Source organism: Actinoplanes oblitus, from assembly GCF_030252345.1.
In the GTDB taxonomy this organism is placed as follows: Bacteria; Actinomycetota; Actinomycetes; order Mycobacteriales; family Micromonosporaceae; genus Actinoplanes; species Actinoplanes oblitus.
Genome location: NZ_CP126980.1, coordinates 6,570,729 through 6,595,790, shown reverse-complemented (window position 1 = coordinate 6,595,790; position 25,062 = coordinate 6,570,729). Strand labels below are relative to the sequence as shown.

At 71.3% G+C, this 25,062-nt stretch carries 24 protein-coding genes; 17 read left to right on the top strand and 7 right to left on the bottom strand.

The features are described from left to right. From Actob_RS29765 to Actob_RS29745, 5 genes are all read left to right on the top strand, one after another. Window positions 1-804 (top strand): response regulator, encoded by an 804-nt coding sequence (locus Actob_RS29765; protein WP_407653412.1) that lies wholly within the window; start codon window positions 1-3, stop codon window positions 802-804. Window positions 805-816: 12 nt separating this feature from the next. Continuing rightward, complete coding sequence (locus tag Actob_RS29760; RefSeq protein WP_284915160.1) at window positions 817-1,002, top strand: hypothetical protein; 186 nt, start codon at window positions 817-819, stop codon at window positions 1,000-1,002. A gap of 254 nt (window positions 1,003-1,256) precedes the next feature. Next, window positions 1,257-2,189, top strand: a complete 933-nt coding sequence (locus Actob_RS29755; RefSeq protein WP_284915159.1) for a methionine ABC transporter ATP-binding protein — start codon at window positions 1,257-1,259, stop codon at window positions 2,187-2,189. Next, window positions 2,186-2,842, top strand: a complete 657-nt coding sequence (locus Actob_RS29750; RefSeq protein ID WP_284915158.1) for a methionine ABC transporter permease — start codon at window positions 2,186-2,188, stop codon at window positions 2,840-2,842. Before Actob_RS29755 ends, Actob_RS29750 begins: the two co-directional genes overlap by 4 nt. A gap of 15 nt (window positions 2,843-2,857) precedes the next feature. Then, the gene (locus Actob_RS29745; RefSeq protein WP_284915157.1) at window positions 2,858-3,676 is read left to right on the top strand and encodes a MetQ/NlpA family ABC transporter substrate-binding protein; all 819 of its coding nucleotides are present in this window, start codon (window positions 2,858-2,860) and stop codon (window positions 3,674-3,676) included. Between the two features lie 67 nt (window positions 3,677-3,743). Here the strand turns inward: Actob_RS29745 and ald are convergent, their stop codons facing one another. Then, window positions 3,744-4,862, bottom strand: a complete 1,119-nt coding sequence (gene ald, locus Actob_RS29740; RefSeq protein ID WP_284915156.1) for an alanine dehydrogenase — start codon at window positions 4,860-4,862, stop codon at window positions 3,744-3,746. Between the two features lie 141 nt (window positions 4,863-5,003). On the opposite strand from ald, the gene Actob_RS29735 reads away from it, so the two are divergent. Continuing rightward, entirely contained in the window at window positions 5,004-5,471 is a 468-nt protein-coding gene (locus Actob_RS29735; RefSeq protein ID WP_284915155.1) for an Lrp/AsnC family transcriptional regulator, read from the top strand. Between the two features lie 1,498 nt (window positions 5,472-6,969). On the opposite strand, the gene Actob_RS29730 is transcribed toward Actob_RS29735, so the two are convergent. The 5 genes from Actob_RS29730 to Actob_RS29710 form a co-directional block, all read right to left on the bottom strand. Then, a complete protein-coding gene (locus Actob_RS29730) occupies window positions 6,970-7,512 on the bottom strand; it encodes a hypothetical protein (protein ID WP_284915154.1) in 543 nt (180 codons plus the stop codon). A 254-nt stretch (window positions 7,513-7,766) separates the two neighbouring features. Continuing rightward, a complete protein-coding gene (locus Actob_RS29725; RefSeq protein ID WP_284915153.1) occupies window positions 7,767-8,633 on the bottom strand; it encodes a carbohydrate ABC transporter permease in 867 nt (288 codons plus the stop codon). Further along, a complete protein-coding gene (locus tag Actob_RS29720; protein WP_284922405.1) occupies window positions 8,633-9,607 on the bottom strand; it encodes a carbohydrate ABC transporter permease in 975 nt (324 codons plus the stop codon). The genes Actob_RS29725 and Actob_RS29720 overlap by 1 nt, the downstream gene beginning before the upstream one ends. Window positions 9,608-9,612: 5 nt before the next feature. Beyond that, window positions 9,613-10,893: an ABC transporter substrate-binding protein gene (locus Actob_RS29715; protein ID WP_284915152.1), complete on the bottom strand. Its 1,281-nt coding sequence runs from the start codon at window positions 10,891-10,893 to the stop codon at window positions 9,613-9,615. An 8-nt stretch (window positions 10,894-10,901) separates the two neighbouring features. Beyond that, entirely contained in the window at window positions 10,902-11,927 is a 1,026-nt protein-coding gene (locus Actob_RS29710) for a LacI family DNA-binding transcriptional regulator (protein WP_284915151.1), read from the bottom strand. A 250-nt stretch (window positions 11,928-12,177) separates the two neighbouring features. On the opposite strand from Actob_RS29710, the gene Actob_RS29705 reads away from it, so the two are divergent. From Actob_RS29705 to Actob_RS29675, 7 genes are all read left to right on the top strand, one after another. After that, complete coding sequence (locus tag Actob_RS29705; protein ID WP_407653723.1) at window positions 12,178-13,434, top strand: Gfo/Idh/MocA family protein; 1,257 nt, start codon at window positions 12,178-12,180, stop codon at window positions 13,432-13,434. Continuing rightward, a complete protein-coding gene (gene uxaC, locus Actob_RS29700; protein WP_284915149.1) occupies window positions 13,431-14,843 on the top strand; it encodes a glucuronate isomerase in 1,413 nt (470 codons plus the stop codon). Before Actob_RS29705 ends, uxaC begins: the two co-directional genes overlap by 4 nt. Continuing rightward, window positions 14,840-16,291: a mannitol dehydrogenase family protein gene (locus Actob_RS29695; protein ID WP_284915148.1), complete on the top strand. Its 1,452-nt coding sequence runs from the start codon at window positions 14,840-14,842 to the stop codon at window positions 16,289-16,291. The genes uxaC and Actob_RS29695 overlap by 4 nt, the downstream gene beginning before the upstream one ends. Then, entirely contained in the window at window positions 16,288-17,379 is a 1,092-nt protein-coding gene (locus Actob_RS29690; RefSeq protein ID WP_284915147.1) for a Gfo/Idh/MocA family protein, read from the top strand. The genes Actob_RS29695 and Actob_RS29690 overlap by 4 nt, the downstream gene beginning before the upstream one ends. Continuing rightward, the gene (locus Actob_RS29685) at window positions 17,357-17,695 is read left to right on the top strand and encodes a cupin domain-containing protein (RefSeq protein ID WP_284915146.1); all 339 of its coding nucleotides are present in this window, start codon (window positions 17,357-17,359) and stop codon (window positions 17,693-17,695) included. Before Actob_RS29690 ends, Actob_RS29685 begins: the two co-directional genes overlap by 23 nt. An 82-nt stretch (window positions 17,696-17,777) precedes the next feature. Continuing rightward, the gene (locus tag Actob_RS29680; protein ID WP_284915145.1) at window positions 17,778-19,058 is read left to right on the top strand and encodes a pectate lyase family protein; all 1,281 of its coding nucleotides are present in this window, start codon (window positions 17,778-17,780) and stop codon (window positions 19,056-19,058) included. 210 nt (window positions 19,059-19,268) lie between these two features. Further along, window positions 19,269-19,505, top strand: coding sequence for a hypothetical protein (locus Actob_RS29675; protein WP_284915144.1), 237 nt, complete (start codon window positions 19,269-19,271; stop codon window positions 19,503-19,505). A gap of 138 nt (window positions 19,506-19,643) precedes the next feature. Here Actob_RS29675 and Actob_RS29670 read toward each other — a convergent pair whose 3' ends face one another. After that, window positions 19,644-20,360: a DUF1963 domain-containing protein gene (locus Actob_RS29670; protein ID WP_284915143.1), complete on the bottom strand. Its 717-nt coding sequence runs from the start codon at window positions 20,358-20,360 to the stop codon at window positions 19,644-19,646. Between the two features lie 365 nt (window positions 20,361-20,725). On the opposite strand from Actob_RS29670, the gene Actob_RS29665 reads away from it, so the two are divergent. The 4 genes from Actob_RS29665 to Actob_RS29650 all read left to right on the top strand — a co-directional run bounded on the left by Actob_RS29665 (window position 20,726) and on the right by Actob_RS29650 (window position 24,998). Beyond that, complete coding sequence (locus Actob_RS29665) at window positions 20,726-21,919, top strand: hypothetical protein (protein ID WP_284915142.1); 1,194 nt, start codon at window positions 20,726-20,728, stop codon at window positions 21,917-21,919. A 96-nt stretch (window positions 21,920-22,015) separates the two neighbouring features. Continuing rightward, window positions 22,016-22,438 carry a hypothetical protein gene (locus Actob_RS29660; protein ID WP_284915141.1) on the top strand — a complete coding sequence of 141 codons (423 nt, stop codon included), beginning with the start codon at window positions 22,016-22,018 and terminating at the stop codon, window positions 22,436-22,438. Between the two features lie 131 nt (window positions 22,439-22,569). Next, window positions 22,570-22,953, top strand: coding sequence for a hypothetical protein (locus tag Actob_RS29655; protein ID WP_284915140.1), 384 nt, complete (start codon window positions 22,570-22,572; stop codon window positions 22,951-22,953). Continuing rightward, on the top strand, window positions 22,950-24,998 hold the full coding sequence (locus Actob_RS29650; protein ID WP_284915139.1) for an MFS transporter: 2,049 nt from the start codon (window positions 22,950-22,952) through the stop codon (window positions 24,996-24,998). Before Actob_RS29655 ends, Actob_RS29650 begins: the two co-directional genes overlap by 4 nt. The last annotated feature ends 64 nt before the right edge of the window (window positions 24,999-25,062 follow it).

Here is a 25,062-nt window from a genome sequence, read left to right as displayed (position 1 = left end):
GTGATCCGGGTGTTGATCGTGGACGACGACCCGCTGGTCCGGGTGGGGCTGTCGATGGTGCTCGGGGCCGGGCCCGACCTGCAGATCGTCGGCGAGGCCGCGGACGGCGCGGAAGCGGTCGAGCTGGTCCGGCGGCTGCGGCCCGACGTCGTGCTGATGGACATCCGGATGCCGCGGATGGACGGGCTGACCGCGACCCGCGAGATCCGGCGGGCCGGTGCGGAGCCCGCGGTGATCGTGCTGACCACCTTCGACACCGACGAGCATCTGCTCGGGGCGCTGCGCCTCGGGGCCAACGGGTTCCTGCTCAAGGACATCGCACCGGAGTCGATCCTGGACGCGGTCCGGCGGGCGGCGGCGGGTGAGCCGATCCTCGCGCCGTCGGTGCTGCCCCGCCTGATCCGCCACGCGCTCGGCCGGGCGGACGACCGCCACCCGGCCGGCCAGTCGGAGCCGGACAACCCCCGCCAGCCGGGCGGCCGGGCAGGCGACCGCCTCCCGGCCGGCGAGTCGGACGACCTCCGCCACCCGGCCGGCCGGGCGGGCGACGCCGGCCTGCGGCGGGCCGCTCGGGTCGACTCCGCGCAGGCGCAGGCGCGGGCCCGCGCCGCGCTCGACCGGCTCAGCGAGCGCGAGCGGGAGGTCGCCGAGGCGGTCGCGACCGGCATGTCGAACGCGGAGATCAGCACCGAGGTGCACATGAGCGTGCCGACGGTGAAGGCCTACGTCTCCCGCCTGCTGGAGAAACTGGGCTGCACCAACCGGGTGCAGGTCGCCATCCTGGTGCACGAGTCCCGCCAGTGAGAGCATCGGCGGATGGAGCAGGACGAGCTGATGACCGACAGCGACGCCGAGCAGGACCGGATCGCGCGGTTCGGCACGCTGCCGCCGCGGGTCCGGCCCGACGAGATGGTCGAGCTCGCCGAGACCCGTGTCGCCCGGGGTCGCCCGGTCCCCGCCCTCAACGAGGACGAGCAGGCCATCCGCTACGCCGCCGGCTGATCCCGGCAGCCACCCACCCGGCCCGCCGCGGGCCGGTTCTCCGGCATGCCCGGTGACTGATGCGGGAAAGTGACGAAACTCGTGAGGGTCGTTACATCCGGTAGCCGCAGCCGATCATGGGCACTAGCCTGGGCCACACGGCAAAGCCGATCGATCCGATAGGTTTTGCGATCCGGATCACAATGCTTCACCAGGGTGTTTACGTGATTGAAATCAGCGGACTTCGTAAGACGTACCGCTCCCGATCGGGATCTGTGACGGCCGTCGACGGGGTCGACCTGACCGTCGGCGCCGGCGAGGTCTACGGCGTGCTGGGTCGCAGTGGAGCCGGCAAGAGCACGCTGCTGCGCTGCGTCAACATGCTGGAGCGGCCGGACGCCGGCACGGTCCGGGTGAGTGGGACCGAGCTGACCACGCTGCGCGGCAAGCGGCTGCGGCTGGCCCGGCACGGCATCGGGATGATCCACCAACACTTCGCGCTGCTCTCCGCGCGTACGGTCGCCGGCAACGTGGCGTTCGCCCTGGAGGTGACCGGGACCCCGCGCGCCGAGCGCCGCGCCCGGGTCGCCGAGCTGCTCGACCTGGTCGGGCTCACCGAACGGGCCGGCGCGTACCCGGCCCAGCTCTCCGGCGGGCAGAAACAGCGCGTCGGCATCGCCCGGGCGCTGGCCGCCCGGCCCGAGGTGCTGCTCTCCGACGAGGCCACCTCGGCACTCGACCCGGAGACCACCGACTCGATCCTGCGCCTGCTGCTCGACCTCAACCGCCGGCTCGGGCTCACCATCCTGCTGATCACTCACGAGATGACGGTGGTGAAACGGATCTGCACGTCCGCCGCGATCATGCGGGACGGCCGGTTCGTCGAGTCCGGGACCGTCGCCGAGCTGCTCCAGCGCCCCGGCTCCGAGCTGGCCCGGGACCTGTTCCCGCTGGACGCGCCGGCCGAGCTGCCCGGCGCGACAGTCGTCGACGTCACGGTCAGCGGCGCCGACGCCGACGCGCCGATTATCGCGGAACTCGCGCGGCGGTTCGACACCGACGTACGCATCCTGGGTGGCTCGGTGGAAACGCTCGCCGCGACTCGCGCCGGACGCTGGCGGCTCGCCCTCCCCGGCGATGCCGAGGCGAACGCCGAGGCGCTGGCGTTCCTGCGCCGCCGCGGCGCCGAAGTGGGGGTGGCGTCGTGACCTGGTCCGAAGTCTTCGAGCTGCTCGGCCCGGCGACCACCGACACCCTCTACATGGTCGGCGTCGCCGCCCTGTTCACCGCGCTCGGCGGCCTGCTGCTCGGGGTGGTGTTCGTGCTCACCGAGCCGGGCGGCCTGCTGCCGTCCCGCGCGGTGAACGCGGTGCTCGGCCTGATCGTCAACCTGGGCCGCTCGATCCCGTTCCTGATCCTGATGGTCTCGATCACCCCGTTCACCAGGCTGGTCGCGGGTGTCAGCATCGGCACCGACGCGGCGATCGTCCCGCTGGTCGTCGGCGCCATCCCGTTCTTCGCCCGGATCGTCGAGACGGCGCTGCACGAGGTGCCGGCCGACGTGGTCGCCGCCGCCACCGCGATGGGCGCCGGCCGCGGCACCATCGTCGGCAAGGTGCTGCTCCGCGAGGCGCTACCGGCGCTGGTCTCCGGCTTCACCATCACCGTCATCGCGCTGACCGGCTACACCGCGATGGCCGGCACCGTCGGTGGCGGCGGCATCGGCGCGTTCGCCATCGACTACGGCTACAACCGCTTCGAGGGCAAGGCCATGCTGGCCGCCGTGGTGGTGCTCCTGATCTTCGTCCAGCTCATCCAGATGGTGGGCGACCTGCTCGCCCGCCGGCTGTCACACCGATAGAAAGGCACCCTCCCGATGCGCCGCCGTTCCCTCGCCGCCGTCCTGGCCGCCACCTCACTCGTTCTCGGGCTGGCCGCGTGCGGCTCCGACGACTCGGGCGATACCAAGTCGGACACCCTCAAGGTCGGCGTCAGCCCGGTCCCGCACGCCGAGATCCTGCAGTACGTCAAGGACAACCTCGCCGCCAAGGAGGGGCTGAAGCTGGACATCGTCACCTTCAACGACTACGTCCAGCCGAACGTCGCCCTGCGGGAGAAGCAGCTCGACGCCAACTACTTCCAGCACACCCCGTACCTGGACGAGGAGAAGGCGTCGAAGGGCTACCAGTTCACCGCGCTCAAGCCGGTGCACATCGAGCCGCTCGGCGTCTACTCCAAGAAGGTGAAGTCGCTGGCCGACGTGCCCAGCGGCGGCCTGGTCGCGATCCCGAACGACCCGTCGAACTCGGGCCGCGCGCTGAACCTGCTCGCCAAGAACGGCCTGATCACCCTCAAGGACGGCGCCGGCGTCAAGGCGACCCAGAAGGACATCGCCACCAACCCCAAGAACCTCCAGTTCAAGACCCTGGAGGCGGCTCAGCTGCCGCGCAGCCTGGACGACACCGCGCTCTCCGTGATCAACGGCAACTACGCGATCGAGACCGGTCTCAAGCCGTCGACTGACGCGCTGGCCCTGGAGAGCGGCGACGACAACCCGTACGCGAACCTGGTGGTGGTCCGCACCGGCGACGAGAACGACCCGCGCATCGTGAAGCTGGAGAAGCTGCTCCATTCGCCCGAGGTCAAGAAGTTCATCAACGACAAGTACCAGGGCAGCGTGCTGGCCGCGTTCTGATTCCGGTGACAACGAGGCGCGCCCTCCGTCGCAGAGGCGATGACGGAGGGCGCGCTGGTACGTCGGGTCAGGCGGAAAGCACCGAGCTGACGGACTCGGTGGGGAGGCCCAGCGCTGAACCGACGGAGTCGTTGGTGAGGATGCCGGCGTGCGTGTTCAGGCCCTGGGCGAGCGCCGGGTCGGTGCGCAGCGCCTCCTGCCAGCCGAGGTCGGCGAGGCGCAGCACGTACGGAAGGGTCGCGTTGGTCAGCGCGTAGGTCGAGGTGTTCGGGACCGCGCCGGGCATGTTGGCCACGCAGTAGAAGACCGAGCCGTGCACCTGGTAGACCGGGTCCTGGTGGGTGGTCGGGTGCGAGTCCTCGAAGCAGCCGCCCTGGTCGATGGCGATGTCGACGAGCACCGAGCCCGGCTTCATCCGCTTCACCAGATCGTTGCTCACCAGCGTCGGCGCCTTCGCGCCGGGGACCAGCACCGCGCCGATCACCATGTCCGCCTCGATCACCGACTGCTCGATCGCGTACGTGCTGGAGACCAGCGTCCGGACCCGCCCGCCGAACTGCGCGTCCAGCTGCCGCAGCCGCGGGATGCTCAGGTCCAGCACGGTCACCTCGGCGCCCAGCCCGAGCGCGATGGTCGCCGCGTTCGCGCCGGAGACACCGCCACCGATCACCGTCACCTTCGCCGGGGCGACACCCGGCACACCACCGGGGAGCACACCCCGGCCGCCGCTGTTGCGCATCAGGCTGTACGCGCCGACCTGCGGAGCCAGTCGCCCGGCCACCTCGGACATCGGGGCCAGCAGCGGCAGTGAGCCGTCCGCCAGCTGCACCGTCTCGTAGGCGATCGCGGTGGTGCCGCTGTTCAGCAGCGCCTTGGTGCCCTCGGCGTCGGCGGCGAGGTGCAGGTAGGTGAAGAGCACCTGGCCGGCCCGCAGCCGGTGGTACTCCTCGGCGATGGGCTCCTTGACCTTGAGGATCATGTCCGCGGCGTCCCAGACGGCGTCCGCGTCCGGCAGGATCCGGGCGCCGGCGGCCACGTAGTCCTCGTCGGTGATCGCCGAGCCCACCCCGGCGCCGGCCTGCACGACGACCTCGTGCCCGTGACGCACGGCCTCCACCACACCCGCGGGCGTGATGGCCACCCGGTACTCGTGGTTCTTGACCTCAGTCGGCACACCGATGTGCATGGGGATTTTCCTCTCGCTCGGCGTCGGGGCTGACGCCTTATGCCGCTAGAGTGAAACGATGTGCAGTGAGACGGCAAGTGCGGCGAACAAGATTCTGCTGGGGACCTCAGCAAGGCATTTCCTTCGATTCGGCGCCGCGCGATGACCGACCTGCCGAAGGATGTTCGAGGCCTGGATCACATCGATCTGGAGCTGCTGAGCCTGCTGCGCGCCGACGGCCGGATGCCGAACAATGCCCTGGCCGACCGCGTCGGCATCGCGCCGTCGACCTGCCTCACCCGGATCCGCCGCCTCCGCGAGATCGGCGCCATCCGAGGTTTCCATGCCGACGTCGACCCCGCCTGGATCGGCCGCCCCATCCAGGCCATGATCGCGGTCCAGATCCGCTCCGACGCCCGCGACGCCATCGGCAAGTTCGCCGAGTCCCTGGCCGGCATCCCCGCCGTCCAGGACGTCTATTTCATCTCCGGCAACTACGACTTCCTCCTGCACGTCGCCGCCGCCGACGTCGACGACCTCCGCTCGGTGATCACCGAGCGATTGAGCGGCACCCGCCTGATCGCCGGCACCGAGACGTACCTCATCTTCGAGCACCGCCGCGGCGCCTGACCGCTTCCCAGCTCACGGCCGGGATGTTCGGTTCCCGCTCAGGGCAGGGATGTTCGGTTCCTGCTCACGGCCGGGATGTTCGGTTCCCGCTCACGGCAAGGGGCATTCGATTCCCAGCTCACGGCAGCGACATTGGATGCCCGGCTCACGGCAGTGATATTGACGAAATTCGCTGACTCGGATCCGCGCTGATCACTGATCGTCGCTCCCGCCAGGGACCCTTCCGGGCTTCGCAGGGCGCTGGCGCGCCCAGAACGCGAACCCCTCCAGGGCGACGCCCGAGGGTGGCCACGATCGCCAAACCCCACCCCACCAGGTGCCCCCGGGCACCGACCGCCCCACTCCCAGGCGTGCCAAATCCGCTCGCCGCGACCGCCTTCGTGACGCACGCGGGGACGCGCCGAGCCCCCGCTGGGAGCGTGCCGTCACTTCACGCCCCATGTCGGCCCGTCGGAGGCGCGTCCCGACCTCACGCGCGATGGCGGGCGGGCCGGCGTGGCGGCGGTGGCGGCCGGCGTGGCGGACGGGGTGGATACGGGCGCTGCGGGCGGGGAGCTGAAGGTATACGCACCGGTCTTCATCGCTGCTCGGTGATGGTCTGGTCACCCGATAAGTGGCCACACCCCTCCCCAACGTTGCCCACCGTGACCGCCGTCACCCACCCGCGCGACTGGTCCTGCTGGTGGTGTCCCACCCCGCGATAGGGCCGTGAGGACCAGCCGGGTGTTCGGCGGCTCGTGGTGGTGGTGGTGTTCGGGCTCGGGATAGGGCCGTGAGGGCCAGCCGGGTGGTGGGCGGCTGGTCGTGGTGGTGGTGTTCGGGCTCGGGATAGGGCCGTGAGGACCAGCCGGGTGGTGGGCGGCTGGTCGTGGTGGTGGTGTTCGGGCTCGGGATAGGGCCGTGAGCGCCAGCCGGGTGGTGGGCGGCTGGTCGTGGTGGTGGTGTCCGGGCTCGGGATAGGACCGTGAGGACCAGCCGGGTGGTGGGCGGCTGGTCGTGGTGGTGGTGTCCGGGCTCGGGATAGGGCCGTGAGGACCAGCCGGGTGGTGGGCGGCTGGTCGTGGTGGTGGTGTTCGGGCTCGGGATAGGGCCGTGAGGACCAGCCGGGTGGTGGGCGGCTGGTCGTGGTGGTGGTGTTCGGGCTCGGGATAGGGCCGTGAGGACCAGCCGGGTGGTGGGTGGCTGGTCGTGGTGGTGGTGTTCGGGCTCGGGATAGGGCCGTGAGGACCAGCCGGGTGGTGGGTGGCTGGTCGTGGTGGTGGTGTTCGGGCTCGGGATAGGGCCGTGAGGACCAGCCGGGTGGTGGGCGGCTGGTCGTGGTGGTGGTGGTGTCCGGGCTCGGGATAGGACCGTGAGGACCAGCCGGGTGGTGGGCGGCTGGTCGTGGTGGTGGTGGTGTTCGGGCTCGGGATAGGGCCGTGAGCGCCAGCCGGGTGTTCGGCGGCTGGCGCTGGTGGTGGTGGCCGGGGTGGGGGGACCGTGAGGGCCGGCTGACGGGTCAGGGGGCCAGGCGGTCGCTGATCATGTGGAGGGCGAACAGGTGGAAGCCGATCATCAAGGGCAGGGTGATCGGAACCGCGAGGGTCAGCACGAAGGCGACGACGCTGGTCAAGGCCAGGGCGAGGACGCATGCCGGGTGTTCCCAGGACCAACGGGCGGCGGCGCGCCAGGGTAGTTCGGGGTCACGGCCGACGGCGACCAGGGTCAGGGCGGCCACCCCGGCGAGGCCGAGCACGGCGACCAGGGTGACTGCCAGCAGGACCGGGCCGCCGGGGACCCGGCCGCCGCGGACGGCGGCCAGGTCGATCAGCAGGACGACGATGGCGAGCAGGACCGGGAGGCCGGGCAGGATGCCGCGCCGGTACTGGTGGAGCAAGGGGTGCCAGCCGGGCAGGCGGCCGTCGTGGTAGCGGCCGCGTACCGCTGCGGAGCCGGCGGCCAGGGCAGCCGGCGCGGTGACCAGCGGCAGGGACAGGGCGGTGACCGCGACGCCGATCAATGCCAGGTCGGTGGCCAGGGCGAACTTGTCGCGCCAGTCCACCCGAGCGGGCGGCGCCTCCTCCGTGGGCCAGGCCGGCCGGGCGTCCGGCGTAGCGGCGAGGGCGGGCGTATCGGAAAGGGACGGGCGGGGGGCGGGCGTACCGGAAAGGGACGAGCGGGGGATGGGCGTATCGGAAAGGGATGGGTGGGGGATGGGCGTACCGGAAAGGGGCGGGCCGGGGGCGGGCGGACCGGAAGTGGGCCGCCCGCCGGTGGTGCGGATGTGGGGGAGCGGAAGCTCCCGATGCGGGATGGTCATCCCTTCAGGCCCGTCGTGTTGATGCCTTCCACGAGCAGCCGCTGGAAAGCGACGAAGAACAGGAACACCGGTGCCAGCGACAGCACCGACATCGCGAACATCGGGCCCACCGCCGACTGGCCGGTGGAGTCGATGAACAGGGTCAACGCCACCGGAGCGGTGTATTTCTCCAGGTCGGACAGGTAGACCAGCTGGCGGAAGAAGTCGTTCCAGGTCCAGATGAAGGAGAAGATGGCAGTCGATACCAGAGCGGGCCGGGACAGCGGCAGGATGACGTGGCGGAACACCGAGTAGGCGCTGCAGCCGTCGATTTTCGCGGCGTCGTCGAGTTCGCGGGGAATGCCGCGCATGAACTGCACCATCAGGAAGACGAAGAACGCGTCGGTGGCCAGCAGGTGCGGCACGATCAGCGGGAGGTACGGCCACGGCCCGCCCACCCAGCCGAACGACTTGAACATCACGAACTGCGGCACGATCAGCACGTGGCTGGGCAGCAGCAGCGTACCGATCATGAGGGTGAACCAGAAGCCGCGCAGCCGGAACCGCAGCCGGGCGAAGGCGTACGCGGCGAGTAGGCAGGACACGCAGTTCGCCACCACGGTGAGCGAGGCGACCATGAAGCTGTTCAGGAAGAACCGCCCGAACGCCACGTCGAAGTGGGTCCAGCCGTCCGGATAGTTGCTCGGCGTGAACGCGTCGGGCCACACCGACACGTTGTTCAGCACCTCCTCGGGTGCCTTGAACGAGCTGCCCAGCATCCAGGCCAGCGGGTACAGCATGATCCCGGTGAGGATCAGCAGGATCGCCGGGCGGATCAGCGAGCGCGGGTGGAACGGCCGGCGGGCGGCGGTAACGGCGACCATCAGTCGTCTCCGTCCGAGTAGTGGACCCAGAACCGGCCGGTGCGGAACAGCACTACGGTGACCAGGCCGATCGTGAGCAGGAAGACCCAGGCCATCGCCGAGGCGTAGCCCATCTCGAAGTTCGCGAAGCCCTTGATGTACAGCTGCAGGGTGTACATCAGCGTCGAGTCGACCGGGCCGCCGGTGCCGCCGGAGAGCACGAACGCCGACGTGAAGCCCTGGAAGCCGTGGATCGTCTCGAGCACCAGGTTGAAGAAGATGACCGGGGAGAGCATCGGCAGGGTGACGCTGAGGAACTTGCGGAACGCGGTCGCGCCGTCCACCTCGGCGGCCTCGTACAGCTCGTTCGGCACCTGCTTCAGCCCGGCCAGGAAGATCACCATCGGGGCGCCGAACTGCCAGACGGCCAGCAGGATCAGCGTGCCGAGGGCGGTGGACGGGTCGTTCACCCAGGCCTTGCCCTCGATGCCGAACCAGCTCAGGAACGCGTTGAACGCGCCGGACCGGTCGAAGATGCTGCGCCAGATCATCGCCACCGCGACGCTGCCGCCGAGCAGCGACGGCAGGTAGAACAGGCCGCGGAACAGCCCCGCGCCGCGGAACGGCCGGTTCAGCAGCAGGGCCACGCCGAGGGCGGCGCCCAGCTTGAGCGGGGTGCCGATCAGCGCGAAGACCAGCGTCACCCGGACCGCGTGCCAGAACGCCGGGTCGTCGGTGAACATCTTGCGGTAGTTGTCGAGGCCGATCCACTCGACGTCGGAGAAGGGGCTGAGGATGTCGTAGTTGGTGAAGCTGAGGTACAGCGACATCAGCATCGGGATCGCGGTGATCGCGGCGAGCCCGAGCAGCCAGGGGGAGAGGAAGACGTATCCGGCCCGCCCGTCGTCCCGGTGCCGGGCGGGCCGGCCCCGCCGCTGGGAAGCGGCGCGACCGGACTGCGGCCGGTGGGCGGGCGGCCGGGTGCTGACTGCCACGTCGCTCACCCGGCCACCGCGGCCTGGGCGGCGTTGAAGAACTGCTCGGCGGCCTGGGCCGGGGTGGCGGTACCGAACTGGGCGGCCTCGGCGGCCTTGCGCAGCTCGGTCTTGACGGTGCTGTGGCCCTTCGGCGGCACGCTCGGCGCCGGTCCGAACTTCTTGACCAGCTCGTCCTCGAGGGCGATCGAGGCCTTCATCGCCGGGTCGGTGACGGTCGCCGAGACCGCGGTGCGGTTGTCCAGGTTGGACGGCAGGCCACGGTCGGTGCCGAGGATCTTGGCGGCTTCCGGGTCGTTGGCCAGGAAGTTGATCACGTCGACCGCGGCGTCCTTGTGCTTGCTGCCCCGGTAGACCGAGAGGTACATCGAGGCGCGCGCCCACTGCGCGGACGGGTCACCCGGGTACGCCACCACGCCCAGCACGTCCTTGGTGTTCTTCTGGATGTCCGGCATCTGGTTGGCCCACACCCACGAGGTGAGCGCCTTGCCGGTGACCACCGTCTGCTTGGTGATGTCGGTTTCGTTGCCCTCGTGGATCACGTCGGCGGTGGGGGTCGCCTTCGCGTCCCGGGCGCCCTTCCACAGCTCGAACCACTTCTGCACGTCGTCCTTGGTGAAGGCGAGCTGGTTGCCGTGGTAGAGATCCTTGCCGTTCTGCCGCAGCCACACCCACATCGCCTTGTAGTCGGCGCTCGGGTCCATGGTGCCGGGGACCTTGGTGGCGGTGCCGGCCTTCTGCGCCCAGGCGATCAGCTGGTCCCAGGTCATCCCGGTCTTGGGCAGCTCCTGCTTGGCGGCCTCCAGCTTGGTCTTGTTGAAGACCAGGCCCTGGGTGTTCTCGCCCATCGCCACGCCGGCCAGCTTGTTGTCGACGACACCGTACTTCCACAGGCCCTCGGGGAACTTCGACACGTCGATCTTGCTGGAGTCCTTGTACGAGGTGAGGTCCAGCGTCACGTTCCGGGTCGCGTACTCGGCCAGGTAGTTGTCGTCGATCTGGAAGATGTCCGGTGCGTCGGAGCCGGCGGTGAGCGTGGCCAGCTTGTCGAAGTAGCCCTGGTTCGCCTGCCAGGTCGTCTTGAACGAGACGTCCGGGTGCTTGGACTTGTAGAGCTCGAGCGCCTGCTCGGTGAGCTTGGCCCGGGCCTCGCCGCCCCACCAGAAGAAGGTGAGTTCGGTCTTCCCGGAGCTGCCGGAGTCGTCACCGCCGCAGCCGGCGAGGGCGAGCGGCAGCAGAAGGGCGGCGGCCACCAGGCCGCGCGTCAAACGGTGTGCGGTCGTCATGGGGTGGGTCACTCCTTGGCGTATGCGGCGACCTGAGCGGCGGTCGCGCCGGCCGGGGCGTACGGCCCGGGCCCGGTGGAGTTGCGGATGACCAGATCGGTCCGGAGGGTGACCTGTCCGGTGGCGCCGTCGTCGCCCTGTTGAAGCAGCATGTCGACGGCGGCGCGCCCGGCGGCCGCGGTCGGGTTCGCCACCGTGGTGAGCGTGGGCCGGACCAGCGCGCTGGTCGCGATGTCGTCGAAACCGACGACGCTGATCTGCTCCGGGACGGCGACGCCGCGGTCCTGCAACGACTGCAGCAGGCCGATGGCCATCAGGTCGTTGTAGGCGAGCACCGCGGTGGCGCCGGTGGCGAGCACGGCCTCGGTGGCGTCCGCGCCGGCCGACGAGACCGGCTGGTGCGGGCCGAGGACGGTGAGGTCCGCTCCACCGGCCCGGGCGGCGACCCCGGCGGCTCGGCGGATCTCCCGGTTGGTCCACGACCCGCGCGGACCGGACAGGTAGACGAGGTGGCGGTGGCCCAGGCCGACGAGATGGCGTACGGCCGAGCGAGCGCCCGCGCCGACGTCCATCACCACCGCCGGAAGCCCGTCGATCAGGCGGTTCACGACGACCAGCGGCACCTCGCGGCGCATCAGCTCTATCTGGTCGTCGCTCATCCGGGGACTGCAGAGCAGGATCCCGTCGACCTGCTTGGCCAAGGCCCGGACGAGGTCGGTCTCGACGACCGGGTCCTCGTCGGTGTCGGCGACGAAGACGTGGTAGTCGCGCCGCCGCGCGTGGGTCTCGGCCGCCTTGATCATGGGCGGGAAGAACGGGTTGGCGATGTCGGCCACGATCAGGCCGATGTTGTGGGTCCGTCCGGTGATGAGTGCCCGTGCGGCCCGGTTCGGGCGGTAGCCCAGTTCCTCCGCGGTGGCCAGCACCCTCGTGCGCGTCTCGGGGTTGACCAGGTGCGGCGCCGAGAAGGTGCGCGACACCGTGGAGATGTGCACTCCGGACGCCTTGGCGACGTCCCGGATGGTCACGGCCACGATGTCCTCCTCGGCAGAATGTGATCCGGCTCTCTCTGGTGGAGCCATTAATGCAAACGGTTGCTGAAGTGTCAACGCCCTTCGATGTCGATTCTGTTGCGTACGCTTCACCTAAGTGGACCAAAAGTGGACATATATACACGGTGCATTGACTTGCATCGTCATCTGATCCCTAATCTGTTGCAAACGTTTGCCGAAGGGAGCCGTCGTGATTCGCTACGCCCTCGTGGGAGCCGGCGCCCGAGCCGGGATGTTCATCCGGGCGCTCACCGGGGACCACGCCGACGTCGCGCGGCTGGTGGCCCTGGCCGACACCAACCCGGCGCGGCCCGAGGTCCACAAGAGGCGGCATGACCTCGACATCCCGGTCTATCGTGCCGAGGACTTCACCGAGATGCTCAAGCGGGAACGCGTCGACGTCGTGGTGATCACCACCGTCGACCGCTACCACGAGCAGTACCTGGTCGCGGCCATGGAGGCCGGCTGTGACGCGATCACCGAGAAGCCGATGACAGTCGACGCCCCGAGCTGCCGGCGGATCCTGGAGACGCAGCGCCGGACCGGCCGCCGCGTCCGGGTCACCTTCAACTACCGCTACAACCCGTTGCACGAGGCGGTGAAGCGGGAGCTGCGGCAGATCGGCGAGATCGGCTCGGTGCACTTCGAGTGGCTGCTCGACGTGCGGCACGGCGCCGACTACTTCCGCCGCTGGCACCGGGACAAGGCGAACTCCGGCGGCCTGCTGGTGCACAAGGCGGGCCACCACTTCGACCTGGTCAACTGGTGGCTCGACGACGCGCCGGCGCAGGTCTTCGCGGCGGGCCGCCTGTTCTTCTACGGCGAGCAGGGCAAACGGCACGGGTACGCCCGCGACTACGACCGGGCGCACGGCGCGGCCGCCGCCGAGGATGATCCGTTCGCCCTGCGGATGACCGACGAGCCGGCGATGCGCGAGCTGTACCTGGAGGCCGAGCGGTACGACGGCTACCTGCGCGACCGCAACGTCTTCGCGCCCGGCGTGTCCATCGAGGACGACATGGCGGTGCTGGTCCGCTACGCCGGCGGCGCCTCGATGAGCTACCACCTCACCGCGTACTCCCCGTGGGAGGGCTACCGGGTGATGGTCAACGGGAGCCGGGGCCGCCTGGAGCTGGAGGTGGTCGAGACCGACCACGTCGCCCCGGCCGCGGCCGCCGGGGTCAAGGGCGAGCCCGGCGCGCTGTCCGACGCCGAGCGAGGCTCCCGCCGCCTGCTGATCCGACCGTTCTGGGCGCCGCCGCGTGAGATCACTGTGGACGGGTACTCCCGGCAGGGGCACGGTGGAGCCGATGTGCGCATGCTCGCCGACCTCATCCGGCCGGACGCCCCCGCCGACCCGCTCGGCCGGTCCGCGAACGCCGTGGACGGCGCCCGAGCCCTGCTCACCGGCCTGGCCGCCAACGAAAGCCTGGCGACCGGACAGGCCGTCAACGTGCACGACCTCCTAGATCTTGAGGAGATCAGGTGACTCTGTTCCCCGCCGAGGCAACCCAGCGTGAGATCGCCCGTGAGCTCTACGCGCACGCCCGCGACCTGCCGCTGATCAGCCCACACGGCCACGTCGACCCGGCGCTGCTGGCCGACGACGAGCCGTTCCCCGACCCGGCCCGGCTGTTCGTGGTGCCCGATCACTACGTCACCCGGATGCTGGCCAGCCAGGGCATCCCACCCGCCCGGCTGGGCGTGCCGAGCGTCGACGGGAGCGAGGTGGAGACCGACGGCCGGGCCATCTGGCGCCTGCTCGCCGCGAACTGGCACCTGTTCCGCGGCACCCCGTCCCGGCTCTGGACCGAGAAGGTGTTCGCCGAGGTCTTCTCGATCGACAAGCCTTTCGGTACGGCCACCGCCGACGAGATCTACGACGAGTTGTCGGCCCGTCTCGCCGAGCCGGAGTTCCGGCCGCGGGCGCTGTTCACCAGGTTCAACATCGAGGTGCTGGCCACCACCGAGAGCCCGATTGACGACCTCTCCGCGCACGCCAAGCTGGCCGCCGACGGCTGGGGCGGACCGGGCGGCCGGGTGATCACCACGTTCCGGCCGGACAACCTGGTCGACATGGAGTGGGCCGGCTGGGCCCAGCGGGTCGCCGCGCTCGGCGAGCTGACCGGGCAGGACGTCGGGACCTACCCCGGCTTCCTGGCCGCGTTGCGGGCCCGCCGCGAGCTGTTCATCGCGGCCGGCGCGACCAGCTCGGACCACGGGCATCCGACCGCCGCCACCGCCGACCTCGCCGAGGGCGAGGCGGCCCTGCTCTACCGCAAGGGCCTGGGCGGTGCCGCCGACGCCGCGGACGCCGAGGTGTTCCGGGCGCACATGCTCGTCGAGTTCGCCAGGATGTCCCTGGAGGACGGCCTGGTCATGCAGCTGCACCCGGGCTCGGTGCGCAACCACAACACCGCCCTGTACGCCCGGCACGGCCGCGACGTCGGTGGCGACATCCCGTCGGCGACCGAGTACGTCCAGGCGCTGCGGCCGCTGCTGGACCGGTACGGCGACGACCCGCGGCTGCGGATCGTCCTCTACACCCTCGACGAGACTGCGTTCACCAGGGAACTCGCCCCGCTCGCCGGCGGGTACGCGGCGCTCTACCTGGGCGCCCCGTGGTGGTTCCTGGACAGCCCGGAGGGACTGCGCCGGTTCCGCGAGACGGTCACCGAGACGGCCGGCTTCTACAACACCGCCGGCTTCGTCGACGACACCCGGGCCTTCTGCTCCATCCCGGCCCGGCACGACGTGGCCCGCCGGATCGACGCCGGGTTCCTCGCCCGGCTGGTGGCCGAGGACCGGCTGCCGCTCGACGAGGCCGCCGAGACCATCGCCGACCTGGCCTATCACCTGCCGAAGAAGGTCTTCCGGCTGGACGGGCCGGCGGCATGACGGTGACCACCACACTCGGCGCCGCCGCGCTGCCCGGGCTCGCCCCGGAGTGCCGTCCCGCGGTCCGGCCCGGCGACGTCCGGCCCGGCATCCTGCACCTCGGGCTCGGCGCGTTCCACCGGGCCCACCAGGCCGTCTACACCGAGGCGGCGGTCGCGGCCAGCGGCGGTGACTGGGGGATCGTCGGGGTCGCGCCGCGCTCCCGGGAGATCGTCGACAAGCTGCGGGCCCAGGACCGGCTGTACAGCGTGCTGACCGTCGGCGGCGGGCCGGACCACGCCCGGGCGGTCGGGATCATGGCGGGACTCGGGCACGTCGCCGGCGACCCGTACGGCATCCTGGCGGCGATCACCGACCCGGCGATCCGGATCGTGTCGCTGACCGTGACGGAGAAGGCGTACCGGCTCGGGCCGGACGGGAAACTGCTGCTCGACGACGCGTTGCGGGCCGAACTGACCGGGGCGAGCCCGCCGGTCAGCGTGCCGGCGCTGCTGGCCCGGGCACTGCTGGTCCGCGAGGCGCCGCTGACCGTGCTCTGCTGCGACAACCTGCAGGGCAACGGGCCGCGGATCCGCGGGATGGTCGAGCAGGCGCTGGAGGTGGCCGGGGCGCGGCTGCCCGCCGGGGTGGAGTTCCCGGCCACCATGGTGGACCGGATCGTGCCGGCGACCAGCGCGGACCACCTCCGGCGGGCGGCCGCGGCGCTCGGGGCGCAGGACAGCGTTCCGGTCGTGGCGGAGCCGTTCCACCAGTGGGTGATCGAGGACCGGTTCCCCGGTGGGCGGCCGGACTGGGGGGCCGCCGGGGCGATCATGACCGGCGAGGTCGGGTCGTGGGAGCTGCTCAAACTGCGGGCGCTGAACTCGGTGCACTCGGCCTGCGCGTACCTCGGGGCGCTGGCCGGTCGCGAGATGATCGCCGAGGCGCTGGAGCTGCCCGGGATGGGCGGGTTCCTGCGGCGCTTCCTGGCCGAGGACATCGCGCCGACCATCGATCCGCCGGCCGGGGTGACGGTGCGGGGGTACGGCGAGACCGCGCTGGAGCGGTTCGCGAACCGGGAGCTGGGACACCGGACGCACCAGGTGGCCATGGACGGGACGCAGAAGTTGCCGCACCGGCTGCTCGGCACCATCGCCGACCGGCGCCGGGCCGGGGCGGTGCCGGTGTGGGCCGCGCTGGTGCTGGCCGGCTGGATGCGGTTCGTGCGCGGGTATGCCGACGACGGGTCCGCGCTGCCGCTCGACGATCCGCTGGCGGCCCGGATCGGGGCCGTCGTCGCCGCCGCGCCGGACACCGCGCAGGGGCTGGTCGACGCGCTGCTCGGCCTGACCGAGGTGTTCCCGGCGGCGCTGGCCGGGGACGCGGAGCTGCGGGCCGAACTGATCCGCTGGGTCGCCGAGCTGGACCGGCACGGTGCGGCGGCGACCATCGCGGCGGCCGGCCGATGACCCGGCGGGTCGCCCTGATCGGCGCCGGCGGGCACGGGCACTCGCACCGCCGTACGCTGAACGACCTGGCCGGACGCGGCCTGCTGGAGATCGCGGCGCTCTGCGACCGCGACGCTGTCGAGCCCGAGCCCGGGGTGCCGTTCTTCGACGATCACCGCGCGATGCTCACGGCCGTCCGCCCGGACGCGGTCATCATCTGTACGCCACCGCACACCCACCTGCCGATCGCGCTGGACTGCCTGGCCGCCGGGGCGGACCTGCTCCTGGAGAAACCGCCGGTCGTCTCGCTCGCCGAGCACGAGGTGCTGGCGCGGGCCGTGCGGGACGGCGGGCGGCGGTGCCAGGTGGGTTTCCAGGCGCTCGGGTCGGCGGCGCTGGCCACCTTCCGGGCGGCGGTGTCCGGTGCTGATCACGTGTCGGCGGCGGGGGCGTGGTGGCGGCCGGACAGCTACTACCGGCGGGCGCCGTGGGCGGGGCGGCAGTCGGCCTTCGACGGGGCGCTGGTCAACCCGTTCGCGCACGCGCTGATGCAGGCACTCGCGGTGGCCGACGGGTTCCAGCCGATGACCATGGAGGTGGAGCGGTACCGGACCCGGGAGATCCAGACCGACGACTGCACCTTTCTGCGGCTGACCGGCGCTGACGGGCGCACGATGGTGATCGGCGTGACGCTCGCGTCGGCGGTGTTCGTGCCGGGGGAGATCCGGGTCGGGGAGAGCGTGCTGGAATACCCCACCGATCGCGTCCGGCTGCCCGGCGACTCGACGTATCGCGAAATTTCCGGACGGACCGGGCTGCTGGCGAACCTCCTGGGCGACGAGCCGCTGATCGCCCCGCTCGACCGGACCCGGCCCTTCACCGCCGTCGCCGAGGCGATCGTCGCGGCACCGGCGCCGGCGCCGATCGCGACGACGACACCGCACCCCGACGGCGGCGGCATGGTGCTGCCCGGCGCCGCCGACCTCGTCCGGCGGGTCGCCGCCACCGGACTGCTGCCGTCCGACATGGACCTGCCCTGGGCGGTCCCGCCGCACCGGGTGACCTTCGACGAGAGAGGAGTGACCCATGCGCAAGCTGAGCATCGCTGAGTTCCAGGCCCACCACCGGGGGCCCACGTTCACCAGCGTGCTGCCCGGCCACGTCGTACAGAAAGGCGGTTTCCGGGTCTATCCGGAGCCGAACTTCCGGACCCACGACGAACCGGGGCGGCACGTGCACCCGGTGCCCGAGATCTTCGTGATCGTGCGGGGTAGCGGGGCGATCGAGGTGGACGGTGCCGAGGTGGACGAGTTCCAGGCCGGCGAGGCGGTGCTCTTCGAGCCGGGTGAGGACCACCACCTGATCAGCCGGGGCGCCGAGCCGCTGATCTTCGTGTGGATGCACCTGGAGCCCAGCCCCGCCTGACCCCCGCTGTCCGGTTTCCGTGATCCCGCACGGCCGTCCGGTGCCCTATAAATCCGATTTTGTGTCGCTTTTGGAGTGACCCATGCCCCGAAGAACCGCTCTCGCGGCGACGTTCGGCCTCCTCCTCGCCGGCGTCGCCACCGTCCCCGCCTCGGCCGCGCCCGGCCCCGTCCCGGCCGCCGCCCGCGACGTCCTCCCGGTCGACGACGGCTGGGCGTCCGGCACCACCGGCGGCGCGGCCGCTGACGCCGCTCACGTCCACCTGGTCCGTACCCGTGACGAACTCGCCGCCGCCCTCGACCCGGCCGACACCGCGCCGCGGATCGTGCTGGTCGCCGGCACCCTCCGGCCCGACGGCGACTGCGCCTCCTACGCCGACCCGGCGTACTCGCTCGACGCCTTCCTCGCCGCCTACCAGGGGGTGACCACCAAGCCGACCGGTCCCCTCGAGGACGCCCGGGTCCGGTCCGCCAAGAACCAGGCCGCCGACGTCCAGCTCAAGGTGCCGTCGAACACGACCATCCTCGGCCTGGCAAACGCCCGGCTGGTCGGGCTGAACCTGCTGGTGTCGGGTGCCGACAACGTGATCATCCGCAATCTGCGGCTGGAGGACGCCGCCGACTGCTTCCCGCTCTGGGACCCGACCGACGGCGCGGCCGGCAACTGGAACTCCGCCTACGACCTGATCACGCTGACCGGGTCCACCCATGTCTGGGCGGACCACAACACGTTCAGCGACGGCGACAACGTGGACGCGGACCAGCCGCTGTACTACGGGCGTCCGTACCAGGTGCACGACGGCGCGCTCGACGTGATCCGGGCCTCCGACCTGGTGACGATCTCGTACAACGTCTTCCAGGAACACGACAAGACGATGCTGATCGGCTCCACCAACACGGTCGGCGCGGACGTCGGCAAGCTGCGCGTCACGATCCACCACAACAAATTCGCCAACACCGGCCAGCGCGTCCCGCGTGTCCGATTCGGACAGGTCGACGTCTACGACAACTACTACTACGCCACCGACGAGGACACCTACCAGTACTCCTGGGGTGTCGGCGTCCACTCGGCGATCTACGCGGAGAACAACTTCTTCCTGCGCAGCGCCGACATCCCGCTCGACGCCGTCGTCCACGACTGGGGCGGCGCCGGGATGACCGAGAAGGGCACCCTCACCCGGGTCGGCACCGGCAAGATCACCGAGGTGAACCTGCTGGCCGAGTACAACGCCACCCATGACCCGGACCTGGCCGCGGACGCGGGGTGGACCCCGGTGCTGCGGCCCGGCCCGCTCACGCCGACCGCCCAGGTGCCCGCTGTGGTCGATGCCCAGTCCGGGGCGGGCCGCCTCAGTCTGAAATAACCCTTTCGCGTACGCCCTGAGCACCCGCCCGCCCCGGCCTCTTCTCCGGGGCGGGCGGCCGGCGTCACGTTTCCCGGCCGCCGGTTCACCCGTGCCGTGCCCGCCGCCCCGGCGGCCGGCCCTCGATCCGGTGCCCCGGCGGCGGACGCGATTGTCACGTCAGCGGCATCGGCATTGACAACGGCCCCCGATCGCGCGAACCGTTTCCGCATGAGGAGCGACCGCGTGCACCCGCCCCGTCCCGCCCGCCGGACCCGCGTCCGGTTGATCCTGGCCGTGAGCGGCGCTGTGCTGATGTTCGTGGCAGCACTGCTCCCCGCCTGGATCGAGCACGTCACCGCCTTCGACCCGGACCACGGCACCGGCTCCCTGGAATGGCTCCTGCCGCTTCCGCTCGCCGCCGTCGCCCTCGCCCTGGGCCTCTACTACCCCGATGGCTCCTCCTGACTGGACCGCTTTCCCGTCGTCCCGCGTGCCCGGTCCCGCGCCACTGGTCGAGCCAGCCGTGCGACGCTCCGGCCATCGGCGGTCACGGGTCGCATGCCGCCGCCGCGCGGGTCGGGTCGCCTGGCGGGAGTGCACGGGTCAGGCGACCTCGTAGGTGCGGCGGACGTCGGTGAGGGTGGCGGTGGACAGGTCGGCCTCCGGGATCCAGAAGGTGACGGCTACCACCTCGCCCCAGGCGGTGCCCTCCTCGGCGGCGACCTGGAGCAGGGGACGGTGTCCGGGGACCGGGGTGGCGCGCTTGTCGTGGTGGCCGAGGAGGCGGTGGCTCGGCGTGGGTAGCAGCGGGCGGAGTTCCTCCTGGAGGTGGCTCAACTCGCGCGGGTCGGTGACGTGGGCGGCGAGGTCGAGGCCGTCCTCCCAGCCGGGGAGGGTGGCCTGCGGGGTGGGGTCCAGGGGGAGGACCGGGATGGTGCGGCGGCGGTCCGGCAGTGGGGCGACCGGGGTGGTGGCGACGTGCCGGACGTGGCAGCCGTCGTCGCCGGCCGGGCCGGGCCAGGGTGCGCGGAAGTCGTCGTCGTGGAAGAACAGCAGGCGGCCCCGCTCCGGGAACGGCCAGGCGTCGCCGAGCAGGGTGGCCGCCTCGGCGCAGTCGATCTGCGCCAGCATCAGCATGGGCTCGCCCTGGTACTCCGGCCAGTCGAAGGCGGCCACCGCGGGATCGCCGCCGATCGCGCTCCAGCCCTCGTCGGCCACCTGGTAGGCGATCGAGGGGCGGGCCTGGCCCAGGTACCAGTCGGCGGACTCCGCGTCGAGACGGGTCCGGGTGAGCGCGCGTACCTCCGGAGGCAGGTTCATGGTGGCCGAGTCTGGCACACGACCATCGGGGAAAGGGGGGCGCGAGAAATGCGGCGGATTCCGGCTGTGAACCGCCACCACGGATTCCGCCCGGCGGTCGCCGAGCGGGTCTTGGGTGGAGCGGTGATCGCGTGTGGTCACGGGACGGTCGCTTGCGGTTGTGATGGGGGGCCGGCGTACCGGAAAGGGTTTTTGGAAAGCTTCCTGTGAGTCTGATAAATGTCCCTGGTCAGTCATGATCTTGATAAGTGGCACCTTAATAAAGCAGCGGGCGGTTCCTTAAGTTTTCCTTTAGTTCGATCCGGAGTGGGAGCGTTCCCGTAAGGACGGGATGAGAACGCGGTTCGAGCAGGAGGGCGACACACATGAAGCGGTACCGGAGCTACCGGAGTAACGCGGGAGGATCCCAGGTCCGGCGCTGGCGGGTGGCCGGCATCGCGGGCGTGGCGGTGGCCCTGGCCGGTGTGGGGCTCGGTGTGGCGAACGCGGCGACCTCGGAGGCCGTGCCGACGGTCAACTGTCCGCAGGTCGCGCCGCAGCTGCCGGCCATCCCGGCCAAGGCCAAGGCCGAGGTCGAGCGGAACCTGGCGCTGCTGAACACCCAGATCCAGGAGGCGAACAAGCGGCTCGCCACGTCCGTCGGGCAGGGCGGTCCGAACTTCATCCAGAACGCGATCCTCGGGCCGCTGAAGGACAAGCGGGCCTCGACGATCGACCGGATCGCCATTTCCATCGGGCGGTCCGCGGCCAAGCCGAATCTGCCGGTCGACTCGCTCGCCACCTGTGCGCTGAACCAGAAGGGCGGCGGCAATGCGGCGCCGGAACCGACGGCGGTGGCCGCGGCGACCGCGGCGGCGAACGGGAATGGCGCGGCGACCGGAAATGGTGCGGCGCAGGGCCTGCCGACGGTGAACTGCCCGACGGTCGGCGACAAGCTTCCGGCCGTTCCGGCATCGGCCAAGGCCGAGATCGAGCGGAATCTCGCGCTGCTGAACACCCAGATCCAGGAAGCGAACAAGCGGATCGCCGACACGGTCGGCCAGGGCGGCAAGAACTTCATTCAGAATGCGATTCTCGGCCCGCTGCAGGGTAAGCGGTTCGCGGCCATCAACCGGATGGAAACGGCTATCGGCCGGGCCGCGGCCAAGCCGGACCTGAACGCCGAGGGCCTGTCGCCGTGCACCCTGAACGCGAACGGCGGCGGCAACGCGGCGCCGGAGCAGACCACGGTGCGGACCCAGGACCCGGCCGAGGTGGCCGCCAACGCGCCGACCGTGAACTGCCCGGCCGTGAAGATCAACGTGGCGATCCCGGCGTCCGCGCAGGCCGAGATCGACCGGAACCTGGCGCTGCTGGACACCCAGATCCAGGAGGCGAACAAGCGGCTGGCCAGCTCCGTCGGCCAGGGTGGTCCGAACTTCATCCAGAACGCGATCCTCGGCCCGCTGAAGGACAAGCGGTTCTCGACGATCAACCGGATGGAGACCGCGATCGGGCGGACCGCCGCGAAGCCGAACCTGAACGCCGAGGGTCTCTCCACCTGCTCGCTCAACAAGTGATCCGGTAACGAACGGAAGGGGCCCTCCGGGGCCCCTTCGCCGTGTCCGGACACTATGCTCCCAGCGATCATGATCGACATCGATGCCGGGAGAGCGATGAGACGGCGAGTGCCATCGGCGGTCCGGCGGTCCGCCGCGCTCCTCTGGGTGTACGCGGCGACGGCCGCGCTGATGGGTGCCCTGGCGTGCGCCTGCTGGTGGCGGATCGGGGCGCTGGCCGGGAGTGGCATGATGATCGGCCTCAGCAGCGTCCCGGGCGAGGTCTCCGATCAGACCGACGCGCTGCTGCCGGACCTCACCCGGGTGGCCGAGGCGCAGGCCGGTCTCGACGCGTTCCCGCTGGCCGGCTGGTTCCCGCTGGTCGACGCGGTGCTCGGCGTCGTGGCGCTGGGCGTGCTGCTCACCGCGGCCGTCCTGGTGTCGCGGATGGACCCGCTCGATTTCGGTGGACCGGGACGGGGCGAGCAGGATCCACGGTGGGCGGACTTCGTGCAGCGCCGGGCCGAGCGCGGCGAGTAACCCGATCAGGGGAGATCGCTTACCGGCAGCTATCGGATAGCACTGCGGTAGCTGGCCTTTTCGCGTGCCGGGCGGTTACGTGATAGAAATCCGCGCCAGCAAGAATGCCCCGACGACGAGGAGGGTCCGCCGTGCCGGGCAGCGCACGCACGATCACCGGAAGCAGCGTGGTGGTCTATCTCGCGGTCAGCCTGCGGTCCCGGCTCCGGGCGCACGCGGCCGCGACCGGGCGGTCACACACGCAGATCGTGTTCGACGCGCTGAACGACACGCACCCCCGCCTCGCCGAGCTCACCGGCACCCCGATGGCCGAGGACGGTCTTTTCGTGGCCCAGCGTTCCGGCCGGCGCCAGCACCTGGAGGACCAGGTGCAGGTGTCGATCCGGCCGAACCCGGAGAACCTCGCCGTGATCGACGGGCTGGCCGGCCGGCACACCGCCGGCAACCGGTCCGCGCTGATCGCTGCCGCACTCGACGCGTATCTTCCGGTTCCGATGAAGGGCCTCCCCGTATGAAGCAGTTCAACGATCAGTTGGCCAACCTCTGGCAGGACTACGCCGCCCTGGTCTCCCTGGCCGGCGGCCTGCTCGGCGTGGTCCTGCTGATCAGCTTCGCGATCTGGGCGAAACGGTCCGGCAAGCCGCTGCGCCCGATCGCGCTGTCGTTCAGCATGAACCTGGCGTTGCTGCTCAACGCCGAGGGCATGTGGGTGATCGCGACCGAGCAGCTGCACCTGCCCAAGGTGTTCGCGATCCTGGTCTTCGCGGTCTTCGAGATCTGCTTCCTGACCGCCACCTCGCTCGCCGCCGAGCAGTACCGCAACACGTCGGTCTACGGGCCGGACGGCAAGATCGAGACGCCCGGCCACCCCGGCCCGATGCTGTGGATCGCGGCGCTGATCGCTGCCGTCTCCGGCATCATCGTGGCCAGCAACGCGGTCACCGGCACCGAGAAGCTGCTGCGACTCGCGGTGCCCTGCGTGATCTTCCTGATGTGGTGGGCGGCGCTGACCGCGGCCGGGCAGCGGGTCCGGCGCGGCCGGTTCGCCTACAGCCCGCGGCGGCTCGCCGAGCGGTGGGGCTGGCTGATCCCGGACGACGACCCGGACCTGACCCGGATGGCCGCCGAGCGGCAGGTCCGCCGGATGGTGGTCAACCACCACCGGGTCAGTTCGGCCCGCTGGCCGAGGTCGTGGTGGCGCAACCGGCTGCTGAAGGACGCCCGGACCGCCGGTGAGCCGGTGGTGGACGAGGTGATCGGGCAGCTGGCCCGGATCCAGCGGGTGATGGACCTGCTGATCCCGGCCGACGCCCGGCCGGCCACGCCGGTGATCGCCGCGCCGGCACCGGTGGCGGCCGCCACTGTCGACGAGCCGGCCACCGCGCCGCTGCGGACCGCGCCGCCGGTGCAGTTCGTGCCGCCGGCGCCGGTCATCGAGGACGTGCCGGTCCGGCCGACAGTGGCGAAGCTCGCCGCGCTGGTGAACTCGACGGCGGAGACGCCGTCGCTGGGCGAGCGCCTGGCGGCGGCGGTGACCCCGGAGGAGATGCTCGGCATGCCGGCTCCGGAGGCGACGGCTCCGGTGGCGCCCGTGGCGCCCGTGGCGCCGGCGGCTCCGGTCCCGGCCCCGCGCCGGCCCGAGGAGGAGGCGACGGTGCCCGGCGCGGTGCCCGCGGTGCTGGGCTCGATCCCGGCCGCCGCCGCGCCGCGCCCGTTCCTCGCCACGACCCCGGTCCCGCAGGCGAACGGCAACGGCACCAACGGCAACGGCAACGGCGCCAACGGCAACGGCAACGGTGCCAACGGCAACGGCACCAACGGTGGCGGCCTGCCCTCCTGGGCGGCCACCCCGACCGGCGCCCAGCGCGCCGTGAACATCGTCGGCTCCCCGTGGTGGCGGCTCGCCGTCGAGCGGCTCAGCCGCCTGGTCGCCGACGAGATCACCGCCGACAACCTGTCCGAGATGACCTACACCCGGGTTGCCGAGCTGGTCCGCACGCTGGCCCCGCGCGTGCCGGACCTGGGCGAGGGCGTGGTCCGCTCGTTCGTCAACGACTACGTCCGGGAGATGAACGGCGAGCCCGGCGACGCCGCCTTCCCGTGGCGCGACCTGCTGCCGGACCCGGTCACCGCGCCGGTCGGCTCGCCGGCCTGGATGGCGGCGATCGAGGAGCTGCGGGCCGCGCTGATCGAGGAGATGGAGGGCAGCGACGTCACCGACCCGCGGGAGCTGGCGATGATGCTGGCGCCGAGCGTGCCCCGGCTGGACGACGAGACGATCCGCGAGTTCGTCAGCGACTACCTCTCCGCGCTCGGCGGCCAGCCGACCGGCGGCGACCAGCCCTGGCAGCACCTGCTGCCCCGCCCGCAGGGTGGTCGCGGCCCGAGCGACGAGGAGATCGTCGAGCAGTTCGGCCCGCAGCTGCACGAGCACCTGCGCACCACCGGGAGGCTCACCAGGTACCGGGTGACGGCGGTGACCGGCGTCAAGAGCCAGACCCGCGCCGACCGGATCAAGACGATCATCGAGGACCAGGCCGCGGAGAGCGCCCCGGCGTGAGATCCGCCGCCGGCGGAGCGGTCCCGGCTGCCCGGGACCGCTTCGGCCTTTTCGGTACGCCGGC

Excerpts from the sequence above, each read along its gene's own strand:
- Actob_RS29735 (WP_284915155.1), top strand. The coding sequence starts at position 5,004 with ATGACCGACCTGCCGAAGGATGTTCGAGGCCTGGATCACATCGATCTG.
- Actob_RS29745 (WP_284915157.1), top strand. The coding sequence starts at position 2,858 with ATGCGCCGCCGTTCCCTCGCCGCCGTCCTGGCCGCCACCTCACTCGTT.
- Actob_RS29690 (WP_284915147.1), top strand. The coding sequence starts at position 16,288 with ATGACCCGGCGGGTCGCCCTGATCGGCGCCGGCGGGCACGGGCACTCG.
- Actob_RS29695 (WP_284915148.1), top strand. The coding sequence starts at position 14,840 with ATGACGGTGACCACCACACTCGGCGCCGCCGCGCTGCCCGGGCTCGCC.
- Actob_RS29675 (WP_284915144.1), top strand. The coding sequence starts at position 19,269 with ATGAGGAGCGACCGCGTGCACCCGCCCCGTCCCGCCCGCCGGACCCGC.
- Actob_RS29680 (WP_284915145.1), top strand. The coding sequence starts at position 17,778 with ATGCCCCGAAGAACCGCTCTCGCGGCGACGTTCGGCCTCCTCCTCGCC.
- Actob_RS29650 (WP_284915139.1), top strand. The coding sequence starts at position 22,950 with ATGAAGCAGTTCAACGATCAGTTGGCCAACCTCTGGCAGGACTACGCC.
- Actob_RS29705 (WP_407653723.1), top strand. The coding sequence starts at position 12,178 with ATGTTCATCCGGGCGCTCACCGGGGACCACGCCGACGTCGCGCGGCTG.
- Actob_RS29715 (WP_284915152.1), bottom strand. The coding sequence starts at position 10,893 with ATGACGACCGCACACCGTTTGACGCGCGGCCTGGTGGCCGCCGCCCTT.
- Actob_RS29760 (WP_284915160.1), top strand. The coding sequence starts at position 817 with ATGGAGCAGGACGAGCTGATGACCGACAGCGACGCCGAGCAGGACCGG.
- Actob_RS29660 (WP_284915141.1), top strand. The coding sequence starts at position 22,016 with ATGAGACGGCGAGTGCCATCGGCGGTCCGGCGGTCCGCCGCGCTCCTC.
- Actob_RS29670 (WP_284915143.1), bottom strand. The coding sequence starts at position 20,360 with ATGAACCTGCCTCCGGAGGTACGCGCGCTCACCCGGACCCGTCTCGAC.
- Actob_RS29665 (WP_284915142.1), top strand. The coding sequence starts at position 20,726 with ATGAAGCGGTACCGGAGCTACCGGAGTAACGCGGGAGGATCCCAGGTC.
- ald (WP_284915156.1), bottom strand. The coding sequence starts at position 4,862 with ATGCACATCGGTGTGCCGACTGAGGTCAAGAACCACGAGTACCGGGTG.
- Actob_RS29725 (WP_284915153.1), bottom strand. The coding sequence starts at position 8,633 with ATGGTCGCCGTTACCGCCGCCCGCCGGCCGTTCCACCCGCGCTCGCTG.
- Actob_RS29685 (WP_284915146.1), top strand. The coding sequence starts at position 17,357 with ATGCGCAAGCTGAGCATCGCTGAGTTCCAGGCCCACCACCGGGGGCCC.